Annotated in this window: 17 protein-coding genes; 14 read left to right on the forward strand and 3 right to left on the reverse strand. The window is 42.7% G+C overall.

From position 1 onward, the window contains the following. Positions 1 to 157: 157 nt before the first annotated feature. Complete coding sequence (gene yaaA / locus FW759_RS11800; protein WP_446443083.1) at positions 158 to 970, reverse strand: peroxide stress protein YaaA; 813 nt, start codon at positions 968 to 970, stop codon at positions 158 to 160. A gap of 461 nt (positions 971 to 1,431) precedes the next feature. Between yaaA and FW759_RS11805 the strand changes: the two genes are divergently transcribed. From FW759_RS11805 to FW759_RS11835, 7 genes are all read left to right on the forward strand, one after another. Continuing rightward, the gene (locus FW759_RS11805; RefSeq protein WP_446443084.1) at positions 1,432 to 2,586 is read left to right on the forward strand and encodes a Re/Si-specific NAD(P)(+) transhydrogenase subunit alpha; all 1,155 of its coding nucleotides are present in this window, start codon (positions 1,432 to 1,434) and stop codon (positions 2,584 to 2,586) included. 101 nt (positions 2,587 to 2,687) lie between these two features. Further along, on the forward strand, positions 2,688 to 3,035 hold the full coding sequence (locus tag FW759_RS11810) for a proton-translocating transhydrogenase family protein (RefSeq protein ID WP_218830319.1): 348 nt from the start codon (positions 2,688 to 2,690) through the stop codon (positions 3,033 to 3,035). Continuing rightward, the gene (locus tag FW759_RS11815) at positions 3,032 to 4,432 is read left to right on the forward strand and encodes an NAD(P)(+) transhydrogenase (Re/Si-specific) subunit beta (protein WP_446443085.1); all 1,401 of its coding nucleotides are present in this window, start codon (positions 3,032 to 3,034) and stop codon (positions 4,430 to 4,432) included. The genes FW759_RS11810 and FW759_RS11815 overlap by 4 nt, the downstream gene beginning before the upstream one ends. Positions 4,433 to 4,567: 135 nt before the next feature. Next, on the forward strand, positions 4,568 to 5,116 hold the full coding sequence (locus FW759_RS11820; RefSeq protein WP_446443086.1) for an acyl-CoA thioesterase: 549 nt from the start codon (positions 4,568 to 4,570) through the stop codon (positions 5,114 to 5,116). Between the two features lie 118 nt (positions 5,117 to 5,234). Further along, on the forward strand, positions 5,235 to 5,444 hold the full coding sequence (gene iscX / locus FW759_RS11825; protein WP_446443087.1) for a Fe-S cluster assembly protein IscX: 210 nt from the start codon (positions 5,235 to 5,237) through the stop codon (positions 5,442 to 5,444). A gap of 64 nt (positions 5,445 to 5,508) precedes the next feature. Further along, on the forward strand, positions 5,509 to 5,994 hold the full coding sequence (locus FW759_RS11830; protein ID WP_131400420.1) for a GyrI-like domain-containing protein: 486 nt from the start codon (positions 5,509 to 5,511) through the stop codon (positions 5,992 to 5,994). Positions 5,995 to 6,233: 239 nt separating this feature from the next. Continuing rightward, positions 6,234 to 6,452: a hypothetical protein gene (locus FW759_RS11835; RefSeq protein WP_131400419.1), complete on the forward strand. Its 219-nt coding sequence runs from the start codon at positions 6,234 to 6,236 to the stop codon at positions 6,450 to 6,452. 146 nt (positions 6,453 to 6,598) lie between these two features. On the opposite strand, the gene dapE is transcribed toward FW759_RS11835, so the two are convergent. Together dapE and FW759_RS11845 are read right to left on the reverse strand one after the other, a co-directional pair. Beyond that, positions 6,599 to 7,816, reverse strand: coding sequence for a succinyl-diaminopimelate desuccinylase (dapE, locus tag FW759_RS11840; RefSeq protein ID WP_446443088.1), 1,218 nt, complete (start codon positions 7,814 to 7,816; stop codon positions 6,599 to 6,601). A gap of 51 nt (positions 7,817 to 7,867) precedes the next feature. Further along, entirely contained in the window at positions 7,868 to 8,623 is a 756-nt protein-coding gene (locus tag FW759_RS11845; RefSeq protein ID WP_446443089.1) for a 2OG-Fe(II) oxygenase, read from the reverse strand. Positions 8,624 to 8,764: 141 nt separating this feature from the next. Between FW759_RS11845 and FW759_RS11850 the strand changes: the two genes are divergently transcribed. The 7 genes from FW759_RS11850 to cyoE all read left to right on the forward strand — a co-directional run bounded on the left by FW759_RS11850 (position 8,765) and on the right by cyoE (position 16,884). Further along, positions 8,765 to 9,640 (forward strand): 23S rRNA (adenine(2030)-N(6))-methyltransferase RlmJ, encoded by an 876-nt coding sequence (locus FW759_RS11850; RefSeq protein ID WP_131400416.1) that lies wholly within the window; start codon positions 8,765 to 8,767, stop codon positions 9,638 to 9,640. Between the two features lie 42 nt (positions 9,641 to 9,682). Continuing rightward, positions 9,683 to 10,579, forward strand: coding sequence for a CDP-diacylglycerol--serine O-phosphatidyltransferase (gene pssA, locus FW759_RS11855; RefSeq protein ID WP_446443090.1), 897 nt, complete (start codon positions 9,683 to 9,685; stop codon positions 10,577 to 10,579). Positions 10,580 to 11,476: 897 nt separating this feature from the next. Beyond that, on the forward strand, positions 11,477 to 12,508 hold the full coding sequence (gene cyoA / locus FW759_RS11860; RefSeq protein ID WP_446443091.1) for a ubiquinol oxidase subunit II: 1,032 nt from the start codon (positions 11,477 to 11,479) through the stop codon (positions 12,506 to 12,508). Between the two features lie 14 nt (positions 12,509 to 12,522). Then, the gene (gene cyoB / locus FW759_RS11865) at positions 12,523 to 14,526 is read left to right on the forward strand and encodes a cytochrome o ubiquinol oxidase subunit I (RefSeq protein WP_443505907.1); all 2,004 of its coding nucleotides are present in this window, start codon (positions 12,523 to 12,525) and stop codon (positions 14,524 to 14,526) included. Continuing rightward, positions 14,523 to 15,230 carry a cytochrome o ubiquinol oxidase subunit III gene (gene cyoC / locus FW759_RS11870; RefSeq protein ID WP_228139897.1) on the forward strand — a complete coding sequence of 236 codons (708 nt, stop codon included), beginning with the start codon at positions 14,523 to 14,525 and terminating at the stop codon, positions 15,228 to 15,230. Before cyoB ends, cyoC begins: the two co-directional genes overlap by 4 nt. Further along, positions 15,227 to 15,820 (forward strand): cytochrome o ubiquinol oxidase subunit IV, encoded by a 594-nt coding sequence (gene cyoD / locus FW759_RS11875; RefSeq protein ID WP_446443092.1) that lies wholly within the window; start codon positions 15,227 to 15,229, stop codon positions 15,818 to 15,820. Before cyoC ends, cyoD begins: the two co-directional genes overlap by 4 nt. 161 nt (positions 15,821 to 15,981) lie before the next feature. Then, positions 15,982 to 16,884 (forward strand): heme o synthase, encoded by a 903-nt coding sequence (gene cyoE / locus FW759_RS11880; protein ID WP_446443093.1) that lies wholly within the window; start codon positions 15,982 to 15,984, stop codon positions 16,882 to 16,884. Positions 16,885 to 17,126: the final 242 nt, after the last annotated feature.

Consider the following 17,126-nt stretch of genomic DNA (forward strand, 5'->3'; position numbering starts at 1 on the left):
ATCATCTTTATAGTTCAAGGCAATGGTTTTAGCTATCAATCGCAATCGCAAAAAGGACTGTTGTGACCCGTTAAATTAAAGGAGATGTAATACAGTCGCTAGAAGCCCTGAGTGCCATGCTTCTAGCGACTGTAGTAAATATGGTTTTTATATCAAGTTACTGATCCGCCGCATCTCTTCTAAACACCCACGTCTTATCATCAGACGCTTCTACACAGTAATAATAACCCGCCAAATCAAAATCTTTTAACTGCTCCGCATTGCTCAGCTTATTATCTGCAGCATATTTCACCATAAGACCGCGTGCCTTTTTGGCATAAAAACTAATCACTTTATATTGACCATTTTTTTCGTCTTCGAACCGTGGCGTGATGATATTAGCATCAATGGCTTTTTTCTTTACTGCTTTAAAGTACTCATTAGAAGCCAGATTGATCAGGGTCTTATCTTCGCTATCTGCCATACGAGCATTGATAACGTCAGTCACTTCCTCGCCCCAAAAGTCATAAAGATTATCACCGCGCTCGTTTTTTAGCTTGGTACCCATCTCTAAGCGGTAAGGCTGGATTAAATCTAACGGCTTCAACACCCCATAAAGACCTGACAAAATCCCCAAATGCTCATTGACATAAATAGCGGTCTCTTTATCCATATGGTACATATCAAGGCCTGTATAAACGTCGCCATCGAATAAATAACCCGCTGGCTTCGCTATATTACCCGTTGCGTCATCGGTAAATGGTTGCTCTTTACTCCAACGCCACTGTTGATTGCGCTCGGCATTAAGCTGAGCCAAATCATCAGAGATACTCATGAGCGCTTGCAAATCCATCGGTTCTTTTGACTTTAATATTTTCATCAAATCCTGCGAATGTTCGATCAACTCTGGCTGACTGTAATAGTTACCCAGATTGACGGGTATCGCATCTGTTTCATTCAAAGATTTGGCAGGAGACAGTAAAAAGTACATCGTTATTCCTTATTAAAGTGAATCAATAATTGACTGATCAAAGTATTAGGTTTTCTTATTATACGACACTCAGAGAGTCAACTGTATTTGCAAGCAGTCGTTTTAGGCGCTCCTCAATCTTCACAAATGCGTAAAAAATTACCATCAAGTGGTGAGCCTATCTGCAATGAAGCACAGCGTCTAGTAGAAAGATAAAATTTTTAATATAACAATAAAAGTTATGTCTATGGTGTAAATACTTAACTTTTTATTTACTTGTAAGTCATCATTTGGCAATGAAAGTTGACGGATTATGTCTCTATAATAAAAAGGAGTGATGGGAAGCTGTCTATCATTTATTAAATTGATAAGCTTTGGTCATACGTAGTGTCCGTTCTGACCAAAGATTTTTTGTCCCTGTGCTTTTTAAATGTGCGTTGAGGATATTGGGGTCAATCATTGGACTTGAGTAAGGAGACGATATGAAAATTGGTGTAATCAGTGCAGATAGTGCGAGTGAAAGTCGGGTTGCGCTAACCCCAGACGCGGTTAAAAAGTTGCGCAAACTTGGGTTCGACGTGGTCGTGCAGTCAGGAGCAGGAGAAGCGGCATATTACGCGGATGAGTTGTATCAGGCCGCAGGTGCCGATATTGTCATGAGTAGTACTGAGGTCGTCACACAGTCGCAAATTATTACCACAGTCCATGACTTGCCAGCAGCGACAACGGACAGCCTAACCTCTGGCCAAGTAATCGTTGGTATGCTCGACCCTTATCGTAATACTCAGCTCGACACTTATGCTGCTAAAGGGGCAACAGCATTTGCGATGGAGCTATTACCTCGCACCCTGTCACGCGCACAAAACATGGATGTCTTGTCATCACAGGCCAACCTTGCTGGTTATAAAGCGGTATTGCTAGCAGCCAATGAATACTCACGTCCATTTCCTATGTTTATGACGTCAGCAGGGACGGTCAAGCCAGCCAAAGTGGTCATCTTGGGTGTCGGTGTCGCCGGTCTACAAGCGATTGCGACGGCAAAGCGTCTAGGTGCTGTAGTAGAGGCCAGTGATCTGCGTCCTGCGGCAAAAGAGCAAGTCGAGTCACTTGGGGGTAAATGGCTGGATGTACCGATGAGTGCAGATGAAGCACAAAAAGCAAAAGCAACCGGCGGTTATGCATGGACGCCCTCAGAGCAATACATCCAAGACCAAGCCGCAGTAGTAGACAAAGCCTTGACCAACGCTGACATCGTGATTACAACGGCACAAATCCCCGGTCGACAAGCACCGCGCTTGGTACACGGGGCCACGATTGCCAAGATGAAAGCAGGCTCGGTATTGATCGACATGGCAGCAGGGACGGGCGGTAATGTAGAGGGCAGTCTCCCTGATCAAACCATTACTACCGATAACGGTGTACGTATCGTTGGTGCAGCCAATATTCCCTCAATGCTTGCGGCGCAGTCCTCAGATTTATACGCCAATAATCTTGTTAATTTTATCACGACTTTGATTGCGCCCAGTACGGATGAGGCTTCAGTGGATAAACTGGCACTCAACTTAGATATGGCAGATGAGATTCAAAGAGCTTTGGCTGTGACGCACGAAGGTCAGCTCCGTCTTGCCAAGCGCTAATTTTGGATGGTTTGCCACCACACATTTGCCAGACACGAATAAATTTTTAGGAGGATAAGATGATTGCCACTGTTTTAGCTACCGCACCAGTCGGTGCAGCCATGAGTAGCACACCCTTTGTCGCGATTTTTACGGTATTTGTACTTGCGGTTTTTGTCGGATACTACGTCGTTTGGGGCGTAACCCCTGCATTGCACACCCCATTGATGGCGGTAACCAATGCTCTATCAAGTATCGTCATCGTGGGTGCGATGCTACAGACAGTTACCATTGATGGTTCAATGTTTACACCAACCAGCTTACTTGGTGCCTTCGCGGTCTTTTTAGCCAGTATCAATATCTTTGGCGGTTTTGCTGTGACTGAGCGTATGCTGGCGATGTTCAAACCTAAAGCAAAAAAAGCCCCTGCTCTTGAAACTAATGCAAAAGAAACTGGAGGCGACGCATGAATGATTTCTCAACAATGATTGCGGCAAATGCAGATTGGTTCTACTTGGTTGGCGCTGTCCTTTTTGTCTTAACCTTACGTGGCTTATCTAGTCCAAAGACCGCCATTCGTGGTAACCGTTTTGGTATGGCAGCGATGGCGATTGCCGTTGTGACGACGTTCTTTTTAGCAGAAGGCCCTGTCCTTTGGTTAATCATCGGAGCGATGATTTTAGGTGCGCTTGTCGGTATGTGGAAGGCAAAAACAGTCGCAATGACCCAAATGCCAGAAACGGTTGCGTTGATGCATTCATTTGTCGGTCTGGCCGCGGTTGCGATTGCACTTGCGACGGTATTACATACTGAGCAGCAACATGGTGCAGTGGCTCGGGTAGAGTTATTTATCGGCTGCTTTATCGGTGCGATTACTTTTTCAGCCTCGGTCTTTGCTTTTGGTAAACTGGCAGCAAAAAGCTGGGCGAAAACCCTGGTCGGCAGCTGGGTAAAACCCGTTCAAGCGCTGTTATTCATTGCGATGATTGGTTTTGGTGGGGTATATTTTGTCACAGATTCATTGCCCGCTTTTTATGCCATGGCAGTGATTGCAGTCATATTCGGTTGGATGTGGATTGCGCCAATCGGTGGCGGTGACATGCCAGTGGTTGTCTCTCTATTGAACTCATTCTCTGGTTGGGCCGCGGCAGGAATTGGTTTCACGCTTGGCAACTCGATGTTGATTATCGCAGGCTCACTCGTTGGTTCATCAGGGGCAATCTTATCTTATATCATGTGTAAAGCCATGAACCGCTCATTATTAAATGTCTTGTTTGGTGGTATGGGAACCTCAGCCGTCGCGGCAGGTGGCGATGAGGGCGCACCTAAGAACTATAAAGCAGGCTCAGCAGAAGATGCTGGTTTCTTAATGGCCAATGCCAGTAGCGTAGTGATCGTACCAGGTTATGGTATGGCACAAGGCCGCGCACAAAATGCGGTCAAAGAGCTATACGAGTTATTAAAAGAAGAAGGCGTGAATGTGCGCTTTGCGATTCACCCAGTCGCTGGTCGTATGCCAGGTCATATGAACGTGCTATTGGCGGAAGCGGATGTACCCTATGATGATATTTTAGAGATGGATGAGATCAATTCAGACTTCGCGAGTACCGATGTGGTCTTAGTCATTGGTGCAAACGATGTCGTAAACCCGTCTGCCAAAGACGATCCAACGTCACCCATCTTTGGTATGCCAATTCTAGAAGTCAGCAAAGCTCAAACTGTTATGGTCATTAAACGCTCAATGAGTACAGGCTACGCAGGCTTAGACAACAGCTTATTCTATATGGATAAAACCATGATGATCTTCGGTGATGCCAAAAAAATGGTAGAAGAGATGGTGCGTAGTGTCAATGGCGGCGGTCACTAACGCTTAGCGCATGTTCTTAAATAGAAAAAGTCACTGTGGTGGCTTTTTTTGCGTTAAAGTGTGCGACGTTTATGCTCCCATTGCTTTATATAGGCGATCGCCCAGTCCAAATACAATGTGATAAGAGATTTATTTATGAATATGCTACTGCGTTTTTTTATTATGATCAGTTTGCTCAAGCAACAGTTAAAGCAGCAATCAGCGAGTGAGACGCTCAGTCTAGAGACCTTGATTGCACCAACCACCCGCCATTATCGCGTTTTACCACATGACATGGGCTTTCGTGATCATCTGCCCAATTATCGTTATCTGTCTTTTATTGAATTAAACGTCACTCGCTGGCTGATGGCATGCTGTCATCAAAAAGGTATTCAATCTTTAGGTTGGGTAATTGCCATGCAAGAGATGGTCTATCTAAAAGAAATCAAATTTTTGAGCAAGATGACAGTCAATAGCGTACTGGCTGGCTGGGATCACAAATACATCTATTTTGAACATCGCTTCTTCGTAAAAAACCAACTCATGAGCGTTGGTATGACTAAATTTGTCTTGAAGGATAAAAAAGGAAAACTACAAACGCCAGAAGTGCTCGACATGCAGGGAGAGCAACTTACAGACATCATCAGCACATGGAATACACATCAAGTAGCTATAAAATCATCCAAATCAAAGGTGAGTGTATAAATAACGCACCTATAATCATCGGGCAAATTTTGGTAGGATAGAGCCTATTAAGTCGATAACATGGTTTTATAAAAACGACTGATATTTTATAAAAATGATTAACCATTAAGGAGCCACTATGACCCCGCAAAAACTAAAATGGACAGACAGCTTAGACATCGCGATTGAGCTTTATGAAAAATTTCCAGAGACAAATCCGCAATACATACGCTTTACAGATTTGCATCGCTGGGTGACTGAGCTTGAAGGTTTTGATGATGATCCGCAAAAATCAAATGAAGGCATCTTAGAAGCCATTCAAATGAATTGGATCGATGAAGCCGACTAATCGTTTCGGTTTCTTAACGTTGCCATCCATAAAAATTCAATAAATAAATTAAAAAGGCCGCATCATGACATCACAAATTAAAGAGTTATCAGAAGCGATAGCTTGCAGTGGCATTAGCGTACGTACGACCAACAACGCTGAGATTAGCTATGAGACCGCCAAGCTGGGTAGATTATGGCAAAAGTTTTATCAAAATCATGCGGGTCAACTTCCTGAAGGCGAAGACATTTATGGTATCTATCATAACTATGAAAGTGATGATTTAGTCGGTGCTTTTGATGTGGTCGCTGGTTGGCAGACAACTAATGAGCAAGAGGAAGTAGCGTCAACAGATAATGTAGTTGCGGTAGAGATTCCTGCTGGCAAGTATTTAGTATTCTCTGAGCAGGGCAATATGCCCAATACGGTCATGAATGCTTGGGAAAAAGCTTGGGAATATTTCAATGCGGCAGACTGTGAGCATACCCGAACGTTTAATGTGGATTTTGAGCGTTATATCGATGGTAATCTAGAGTACGGTCAAGTGGATCTTTATATCGGTATTGAATAGAGACAGTAAGCTGCCTATAAATTAAACTACAAGAGTGTTTTTTAGAGGTACAGTATGCGTTGAAGATATAGTAATCCTATTCATCAATGACTCAATCACTTCTAAACTAAATATTCAGTTATCGAAAAATCGCTGGTTTAAGATTACGAAAACTTACTCAGCCTTTTGCGTTTTACAGTATATTCAATAGTATGTCTATATGAGAAGGTTCTCAAAGACGTTAAGGGTGGACAGTAAACATGGACAATGATGATGATAATATTTCAGTTTATGAGTTAGGAATAATTAAGAATGCACTGCGTGGACGCGTATTGGATGTAGAGGATTTCAGAACAGAAGGTATGCTTAGCGAAGATGAGGAAGACATGAATAATAAAGTCGACGCTTTCCAAGCAGAGCTAATCAACATACAGCAAAAACTTGAAGACCTTCCGGCCGATCAAGGTATTAACCTTTAGAGCGTTTTTAATTCATTTAATCTCCAAGAAATTATCGACATATCACTCAAATATACGGTTTTTAGCAATTGAAAATAAGAAAAAAGCGCCTTCTATCTATATGAGAAGGCGCTTTTTTTAATCTTATACGATTGAGATTAGTACCATTAATTCAACAACAAATTCTCTAAAATCCCTTCATAAATCTGCGCAAGTCTTCCTAAGTCATCGACTTCTACTTTTTCATCAACCTGATGAATCGTCGCATTACGTACACCAAGCTCCACAACCTGTGCACCCGTTGGCGCGATAAAACGTCCATCTGATGTACCGCCAGAGGTGGATAGTGTGGTATCGACATCGGTTACGGTTTTGATGGCTTTTTGACAGGCTGAAACCAATTTACCTTCAGGTGTCAAGAATGGCTGACCGGATAACTTCCAATTAATGTTGTAACTGGCCTTACTATCTGCAAAGTATTTATCAAAGATAGCGTGCGTTTTTGCTTTTAGCTCATCTTCTGTGGTTTCCGTTGAGAAGCGAAAGTTAAAGACCACTTCTAAGGTTTCAGGAATAACATTGCTTGCGCCCGTACCGCCATTGATATTTGATATTTGCAAAGACGTGGCTGGGAAATAGTCATTACCCTCATCCCACGTGGCACCAGTCAATTCTGCCAAGGCTGACATGGTGGCATGAATAGGGTTAGAGGCCAGATGCGGATAAGCGACATGACCTTGCTTACCAGTGACCGTAAGTACTGCGCCTAATGAGCCACGGCGACCGTTTTTGATAATGTCGCCAAGTGTGTCGGTACTTGATGGCTCACCAACAAGACAGTAAGTGATTTTCTCATTGCGCGCTTCTAAGGTTTCAACGACTTTAACTGTGCCATTGACTGACGGCCCTTCTTCATCAGAGGTGATTAAAAACGCAATAGAGCCATTATGCTCAGGATGGTCTTGCACGAAGCGTTCGGCTGCGATGGTAAACGCCGCAATGCCAGTTTTCATATCGGCAGCCCCACGTGCCCATAGATATCCATCTTTGATGGTTGGGGTAAAAGGTGGATACGTCCAATGGCTTTCATTACCTGTGGGTACTACGTCAGTATGACCAGCAAAGCAAATGACGGGGTCAGTCGTGCCACGGCGTGCCCATAAGTTTTTGACTTCGGCATGTTCGCCGCTTTGTTTTCTATCACCAAAGTACATAAACTCACAGTCAAAGCCTGCTTGCTCTAATCGTGCCGACAATATATCTTGGCAACCATCATCGTCTGGTGTCACTGAAGGGCGTTCGAGCAATTCGATGCTCAAATCTAGCGTCGCTTGTTGGTGAGTCGTCTGTTGATGAGGGTTAGATTGAGTGTTTGCGTCAGACATGAATAAACCTTTTATATAAAGTCAATATTTAGAGTTAAAGTTGAAAATGATTTAATTGTTTTCTTCCACAAATGGGACCAAACCATCTCGGCGCATCCAAGTGGCAATAGAATAGCGCTGACGGTGGGCTGTTTGCACTTGATGTCGTAGATCGCTATCGAAGATGATGAGTCTATTGGCAACTGGCATCACTTCATGATGAACGCCATGTTTATCAACAACTTCTAGTGCGCCGCCGTCAGTAGGTTCCCAGTCATCATTGAGATAAAATACCGCTGAAATAACGCGTTCATCACGTCCAGCAGGATTGTCACTGTGCCACTGATAGCCAAAACCAATTGGATAGCAGGCATAATGTGCTTCACTATGGCGAATACCGGCGAACAAGCTACGATTGAATAAGGAGGCTAGGGCATTGATACTTTGCAAGTAATAATAGCCAGCAAAGAAATTTTCAGTAATCCAGCGTATTCTATCACCGCGTATATCACTAATACGAATACCATCGGTTAGGGCAGCATCCCGATAGTCGATAAAACCACTTTCAGCCTGTAGCGCAAGTAATGCCGTCTTCTCAAATACATTATCAATAATGAGCCAACCATCAGTGACAAATGCATCGAGCTGCGTATCGGTGAGATTGTCTTGCCAACGGATATCAAAATCAGCTGACTGCAATACCTCTTGGGTTGGCGGCTGCTCAGTATCATTGTGGCCATGCGGAAACAGTAAAGGGGGATTGTCCTGACCGATCGGATTCTGGGCCACGATGTTTGTCACGTCAAGATTGCTAATAATCTTCGTCATTTCATCTCATTCTTATCAATCAGCTGTCAATATACCGTTAATTAGCCTGTTTTTATTGAAAGCACTTACTAAAACCACATTATCTTTTACTCTGCCTATGCTACCATAGATGCAATTTTTCTTATTTAAACTTTTGAGATTATGAACTATAAACACGCCTACCACGCTGGTAACTTTGCTGATGTGGTTAAACACATTTTATTGGTACAACTGCTCAATCAATTGGGGCAGAAAAACAAACCTTTTTATGTGCTTGACGCTTATGGCGGTCGTGGACTGTATTCACTGAGCAGTGAAGAAGCGCGCAAGACAGGAGAAGCCAAAGGTGGTATCCAAGCTTTATTGCAAGCAGATACCGAAAAGGCACCAGCTGCTGTCAAAGATTACATGGAAGGCATTAAGCAAGCCAGGTTCACTTATGACAGCAAAGTGTATCCTGGTTCTCCTTGGTGGGTTGCTCATCATATTGAAAAAAATCCTGAGGCAGGCGTCCGTGGTGAGGCATTTGAAGCCAAGGCCACCGAATATGATGCACTAAATTATCAACTACATAAGTTGCCAATCGGCATTCAACATCGAGATGCTTTTGAAGGGATTACGGCCGTTATTCCACCAAAAGAAAAGCGTGGCTTGATCTTTCTTGATCCCCCTTATGAGCAAGAGCATAAGGATTTCACGCGTCTCATCAATCTATTAGTCGCTGCTTATAACAAATGGCCTCAAGGCACGTACGCGCTTTGGTTCCCTATTAAGAATATGGAAGCGGTTGAGCTATTTTACAAAAAGCTTAAGCGTACCGAAATGCGTCGCCAGCTGGTGTGTGAGCTAAACATTTATCCAAACGATGTAGCAGTAGGTCTGAACGGCACGGGTTTATTGGTTATCAATCCGCCTTGGCAATTTGACAATCATGCGCGTGAAATATTACGCTTTCTACAGCCTGCATTAAAGGTAGCAGACGCACCAGACTTAACGCCTGATAGTGCGACCAATGTGCGCTGGCTGGTCGGCGAGTAACCATGCTAGCAATGACGCCATGTTGGTAATAAGGATATTGAGATGACTAACAAGCAGCCACCAAGCAACCAATCAGATAGTACACCGTTAACCGATGGATTGTTACAAGACAGTGCGGCCACCCAGCCGCCCTTCGTCGACGAGCATGAGTTCAATATTCGCCTAGCGGATAATGACAGTTATGATGGCTTGACCTTTGAGGTGATTGAAGCAGAAGTCGCGGAAGGCAAGCGAGTGGTTAGCCGCGGCGTTTATTTAGCGCCCAATTTGATTACGACCTTGTCTCTACTTTCAGGCTTTTACTCGATCTTGGCGAGTACGCAAGGCGAGTTTTATAAAGCCTCGCTAGCCATCTTTTTGTCTGCCATTTTGGATGGTGCAGATGGTCGCGTTGCGCGGATGCTTAATGCGCAAAGCCCTTTTGGTGAGCAATATGACTCACTGGCGGATATGTTAGCATTTGGTGTGGCACCCGCTATCTTGATTTATAGTTTTGCCCTGCAGTCATTAGGTCGTATCGGCATCGGTTGTGCCTTTGTCTTTACTGCTTGCGCGGCATTCCGTTTGGCACGGTTCAATGTGCAGGTTGGCATCGTTGATAAAAAATATTTTGTTGGTTTGGCCAGCCCACTTGCTGCTATTTTAGTCACGTCTGCAGTGATGGTTGCCATTGATCATAATGAATGGATAGGACAATACGATACGGCAATCATGTTGTTGTTTGCCGCTTGGGTAGTGACTTGTGGTTTGTTAATGGTCAGCAATGTTAAGTACTACAGTTTTAAAGAATTCGACAAAAAGAAAGTGCCTTTTGTGGTTCTGATCGTCGGTGTGCTGGTAATGAGTATCGTGCTATATGATATACCAGTAGGTATCTTAGCCATTGGGGTTATTTATGCGTTGTCAGGTATTGTCACCACTTTACGTATGCGTCTCTAACTTGGCTTAATGCTCATATAGATATGTTCTTTAATATCTATAGTTGATACTAAATGAATAATTTTATAATGAGACATATTGCCTATTGAGTGCAATATGTCTCATAAATATGTAAGGCACGACGTTTTGTATGCATGTTTATAACCCCTGTCTATATAAGCTTTATATCCCTCTTATTGAATATAAATATCCTTCATTTTCCTTTTTGTTAGCCTCAGTTGTTCGTCGCTTTCGTAAGCCGAACAGTCAAGCTTATTCCCCCGTTTCATAGATGCTATTCCAGTCTCTTTTGACTCATAAAACCTCTCTACGCTATCTTCATTCCCTCTAATACTCAAAAAGATAAAAATTTCAAGCTCAATTTATAGCTTTTGAATAGTGAAAACATGTTTTTTTATTTCTATTTTGTTGCAGATAGTGCTTTTTAAAAAAAGAGGCGTATAGTGTGTGTGAATTAGATGAGCTTGCTTCTGAAGGTTTTATACCTTGTATATTGTGTGTAATATTGTTCTGGCATTCAGACAAAATTTAACATTGGAGTAAGCTTTTCTGAATTATTGATACCCTCTTAGTAAATCGATTTACCAATTCCCAATCTCACAGGATTAAAAAACAGAGCATAACTGCTACTGTTTTTTAATCCTGTGTTACTTATTTGATTAGGTAGATGAACGTTGAGATTTACATTATCGGTTATTGTTGCAATCTATTGACCTTGTTTGCACTCTTTACAGCGTTAGAATTGCCGTATATTTTCTTTGCTAAATTAAGAGTATAAATAAGGTCAAAGTCCAGTGTCATTTCTCTGATGTCCGCTATGAGATTGTAACAGTTACTGGGTGTCTCTAAAACTTGGCAAATGTTAATAAGACTAACCGAATATAAGGTTAACAAGGCATGACGTTTTTCAAATTACCAATCTGGCTCAAAGCCAACTTAGTAGTCTTGATAAGCAGCTTGCTCCTGACCGCCTGTGATACAGGGATATTAGATCCCAAAGGCGAAGTTGGCGTGCAAACTAAAGAGCTTCTCATTGTTACTACTATCTTGATGTTGATTGTGGTTATACCAGTCATCGTCATGACAGTCTGGTTTACCTACCGCTATCGTGCGGATAGACCAGATGCTGATAAAGACTTCGATCCGCAGTGGTCACACAACACTTGGATTGAAATAGTAATGTGGACTATCCCCATTATTATTATTGCTATCTTGGCTGTGATTACGTGGAAAAGTACCCACGCACTCGATCCTTATAAGCCGCTAGAGACGACAAGCGAAAATCCACCGCTTGTGATTCAAGTTGTGGCGCAAAACTGGAAATGGTTGTTTATCTACCCAGAGCAAGATATTGCCGTCGTCAATGAGCTTTATATGCCTGTAGATCGACCAGTTAGCTTTAAGATTACCTCTGATTCAGTCATGAACTCATTCTTCATTCCGAGACTTGGTGGCCAAATTTATGCCATGTCAAGCATGGTAACGCAGCTACATTTAGTTGCCAATGAACCAGGTATCTATAATGGGCTATCTTCTAACTATAGTGGTCCTGGTTTTTCAGATATGAAGTTCTTGGTTCATGCTGTTGACAATCAAGGTTTCGATAATTGGGTAGCTAAAGTTAAAGCTGAGGACAATAAAGTTCTTGATACTGCTGTCTATGAAGAATTAGCGAAACCATCAGAGAACCATGCCATCGAATATTTCAAATCGACGCAACCTAATATGTTTGATTACATTGTGAATCAGTATGGTTCAGATACCAAACAACAAAATCAGTTTGTAGCGCCAAATGAAGTCAACCAGCGTGATAATGAAGTCGCTGTGGCAGAAGGTATAGAGTCTGATTTGAAGGAGGATGGTGAAGGTAGTATCAACCCAGCAGCGCCATCAAATAAAGATGATGCGCAAGAAGATGACGCTCACTAATAGGAGAGGCGACTATGGAAGCAATACTCGGTAGATTGTCCCTCGAGGCAATACCTTACCATGAGCCTATCATTATGATGGCTGGTGGTATGATGGCCTTGGCTGGGCTAGCGGTTTTATTTTTTCTAACCAAAAAGAAGCTTTGGGGTACACTTTGGCATGACTGGCTAACCTCAGTTGACCATAAAAAAATTGGTATCATGTATATCGTTGTAGCCATCGTTATGTTACTACGCGGTTTCAGTGATGCCATTATGATGCGTACCCATCAGATGCTGGCCAATTATCCTGAAACTGGATATTTGCCCCCGCATCACTATGATCAGATTTTCACTGCCCACGGCGTGATTATGATTTTCTTCGTCGCTATGCCATTGGTTGTAGGACTAATGAATGCGATTGTACCTTTACAGATTGGCGCACGTGATGTGGCCTTTCCGTTCCTAAACTCATTGTCATTTTGGCTATTCGTTACCGGCGCTCTATTGGTCAACGTCTCACTAGTAGTTGGCGACTTTGCCGCGACAGGCTGGTTGGCTTATCCACCATTATCAGAGCTAAACTTCAGTCCGACAGTGGGGGTGGATTATTACATCTGGGCCTTGCAGTTATCAGGATTAGGAACGTTGCTGACGGGTGTCAACTTCTTAGTAACTATCTTAAAGATGCGTGCCCCTGGCATGAATCTGATGCATATGCCTATTTTTACTTGGTCAGCACTTTGTACCAATATCTTGATCGTTGCCGCTTTCCCAGTATTAACCGCAACGTTAATTATGCTGACGCTTGATCGCTACTTTGGTATGCACTTCTTTACCAATGATGCTGGCGGCAACGTCATGATGTATATCAACCTGATTTGGATTTGGGGTCACCCAGAGGTTTATATCTTGGTACTGCCAGCTTTTGGTATTTTCTCAGAAGTCATATCGACTTTCTCGCAGAAAAAACTGTTTGGCTACGTCAGTATGGTTTATGCCATTCTCGTTATTGCTGTTTTAAGTTTCATCGTTTGGTTGCATCACTTCTTTACGATGGGCTCAGGCGCCAATGTTAATGCCTTCTTTGGTATTACCACCATGATTATTGCCATTCCCACAGGGGTTAAGGTCTTTAACTGGCTGTTTACCATGTATCGCGGCAAGATTATTTTTGGTACCCCGATTATGTGGACCATTGGTTTTATCATTACCTTTACGGTTGGTGGTATGACAGGCGTTATGCTAGCGGTTCCTGGTATTGATTATGTGTTGCATAACAGTCTGTTCCTAATTGCGCATTTCCATAACACCATCATTGGTGGTGCGGTATTTGGTTATTTTGCAGGCATTGCATTCTGGTGGCCAAAAATGTTTGGCTATCGTTTGGACGAAAAATGGGGCAAACGCGCTTTTTGGGGCTGGATCATTGGTTTCTTCACAGCCTTCATGCCGCTATATGTTCTAGGTTTCTTAGGTATGACACGCCGTACCAACCATTATGCCAATGATTCATGGCAGTTCTGGTTAATCATTGCTGCTGTTGGTGCCTTTATTATCATGTTCGGTATTTTCAGCCAGTTGATGATGTTCTATGTCAGCTATCGCGACCGTAAACGTCTTGCTGATGTTAGTGGTGATCCTTGGAATGGTCGTACTTTGGAGTGGAGCACACCGTCACCTGCACCGTTTTATAACTTTGCTCAGTTGCCGGTCATTAACGATCTTGATGCCTTAGCTTATCTGAAAGACAGTGGTTGGACGTCAGACAAAGCGCCTAATTACTACAGCCCAATACATATGCCTAAAAATACAGATTCTGGTGTGATTATTGGTCTGCTGACTTTTGTCTTTGGTTTTGCTTTTGTTTGGCATATCTGGTGGTTAGTAATAGTGTCTTTCTTCGTCATGATTTTCTTTGTTATTCGTGAAGCCAATAAACGTGATATCGATTATATCGTACCGGTTCATGAAATTGAAAAAGTTGAAAATGCTTACTATGAGCGTCTTCGTACGGCACACGCAGGAGACGGATTATGAGTGGTACCGAAAGTATGAATAAACATGAAGTAAATAGCAATTTGCCAGACGACAACGGTGAGGAGTTGTTGCCGTCTGATGATCATAACAAAGGCAATATAGATTACTTTAACCATAGTGACCCGCACCATCCAGACCATTTGGATGCACAGGGCAATAAAGTCTTGGGTTTCTTTGTTTATTTGATGACCGACTTGATTTTGTTTGCGACGTTTTTTGCCACTTATGCAGTGTTGAATGTTGGTGTGGCAGATGGTCCAGGTCCTAAAGATATTTTCGACCTTAAGTTTGTTTTAGTTGAGACCTTCTTGCTACTAATCAGTAGTATTACTTTTGGTTTTGCTATGCTTGGTGCTTATCAGAACAACATGGCAAAGCTTAAGACTTGGCTGATTATTACTGCATTATTCGGCATGGGTTTCATTGGGATGGAGATCTATGAATTCCATCACCTGATTGTCGAAGGCTTTGGACCTGATCGCAGTGCTTTCTTATCGAGCTTCTTTAGCTTAGTCGGTTTGCATGGTATCCACGTAACAGTCGGTATCTGCTGGTTATTCTTTACGCTGTTCCAGTTAAACAAATTTGGTCTTTCTGAGCGTATGATGACGCGTTTGAGATGTCTAAGTCTGTTCTGGCACTTTTTGGATATCGTGTGGATTTGCGTCTTTTCACTAGTGTATCTAGTAGGAGTGGCATTATGAAAAATGAAAATTTGCATGCAGCTCAGCAGGCTCATGCACATGGGGATGTCAGCCACGGTCAGAGCAGTCATGGTAGTAAAAAGAGTTACCTTACCGGCTTTGTACTATCGGCAGTCTTAACGGTCATTCCGTTTTGGCTAATAATGAGCGGTACAATGTCAGGGACCAGTGCAATTTGGATGATTGGTATCTTTGCAGCTGTACAGGTTTTTGTACAAGTTTACTTCTTTTTGCATATGGACTTTAGCCCTGAGCAGCGTAATACGCTTTACAGCTTTTTGTTCACGTTGTTTGTGGTTGCGATTGTCATGGTCGGTTCTTTATGGATCATGCACAACGCTAACGAACACATGATGCCTGGCATGGGTCAAGATATGAATATGGACATGGGCATGGACGAAGAGATGCCTATGCAAATGCCTACCAATGCAGATGGTACACCTCGATTAGACCGTGAGCTTGAAGGTTTTGAGGATAGGTTAAATCTACCAGATACGTATCAACCTCATACGCAGGGTAATCCTGCTACCACGCAAGAAGATCACTCAGATATGTCTGATCATTCAGACATGCCTGGAATGCAACAGTAGGGCAGTCACTGCCGTTATTATCTGCGCTATTAATTTGGCGTATGTAAGCTATCGCAAATGCCCCAATGATGGGTCGCTGGTTGAGGACTCATCATTGTTCTAGATGGTAATATTTTACCGATGTAATTAAGGTATTTGACGATATTAACTGATGGATAATCATGAATAAACTTGCACAGTTAAAACTCGATGTTGCCAAACAACCGCTTGTTCAGGTGATCAAACCTGGCATCGTCTTTGGTAATGCTATCACCGTGTTGGGTGGCTATTTTTTAGCCGCTAAAGGCAACCCCGATTGGCTGGTATTGCTTCAGGTCTTAATTGGAACCTTAACAGTCATAGCTTCTGGTTGTGTGATTAATAACATCATCGACCGTGATATCGACTCAAAGATGCAGCGCACTTGTGATCGTGTTTTGGTCACAGGCGAGCTCTCTATTGCGCATGCGATACTGTATGCGATTGTATTACTGGGCATTGGTATATTATGTCTAGCAGCTACCACGCCATTGGCTCTGTATTCGGCGCTGTTCGGCTATGTCGTTTATGTCGGATTTTATAGTCTGTATTTCAAACGTCAATCCGTTTGGGGTACGTTTATTGGCAGCTTCTCTGGTGCTATTCCTCCAGTGATTGGTTATGCCGCGCTGACGCCTTCTATTGATGGTGTGTATTGGGTGCTATTTGCGATGTTTGCCATTTGGCAAATGCCGCATGCGTATGCCATTGCTGTGTTTCGCAAAAAGGACTACAGCGCAGCCAGTATTCCTGTACTACCAGTCAAGCACTCGTTTAGAACAACCCAGTGGCATATTGCCATCACTATTGCTCTTTTCTTAATTGTGGGTAGTTTGCTCACAGCGTTAAATGCAACTGGCTATTGGTATTTGGGAGTTCATCTATTGTTATCAGGTTATTGGCTGTTTATCGCCATGAAACCGATTAAGTTCGATAGCGAACAAGATCAAGTTCAACAACAGATAAAATGGGCGTATAAAATCTTTGGACTATCCATTATCATCATGATGGCATTATGTTTGATGATGGCGATTGATTACGTATAGAGTTGATTGGTTATAGACAGTTCAGCAGTCATGATTCCAAAAGCTGGAACCATTGTAGCTCCAATCTTAAATATTGTTAATGAATACCATCAAAAAGCCACTAGCATGTACAGTGGCTTTTTTTATGTCCATTGATCTTATAAGAGCTATCTACCTATTAAACCCTCTTTCTTATAAATAAGCCAAACTATTAAAATCTATAACTCATTGAAAAATATCTAGTATTCAAAATGAGGTAGAAT

Source organism: Psychrobacter sp. 1176_08, from assembly GCF_052850615.1.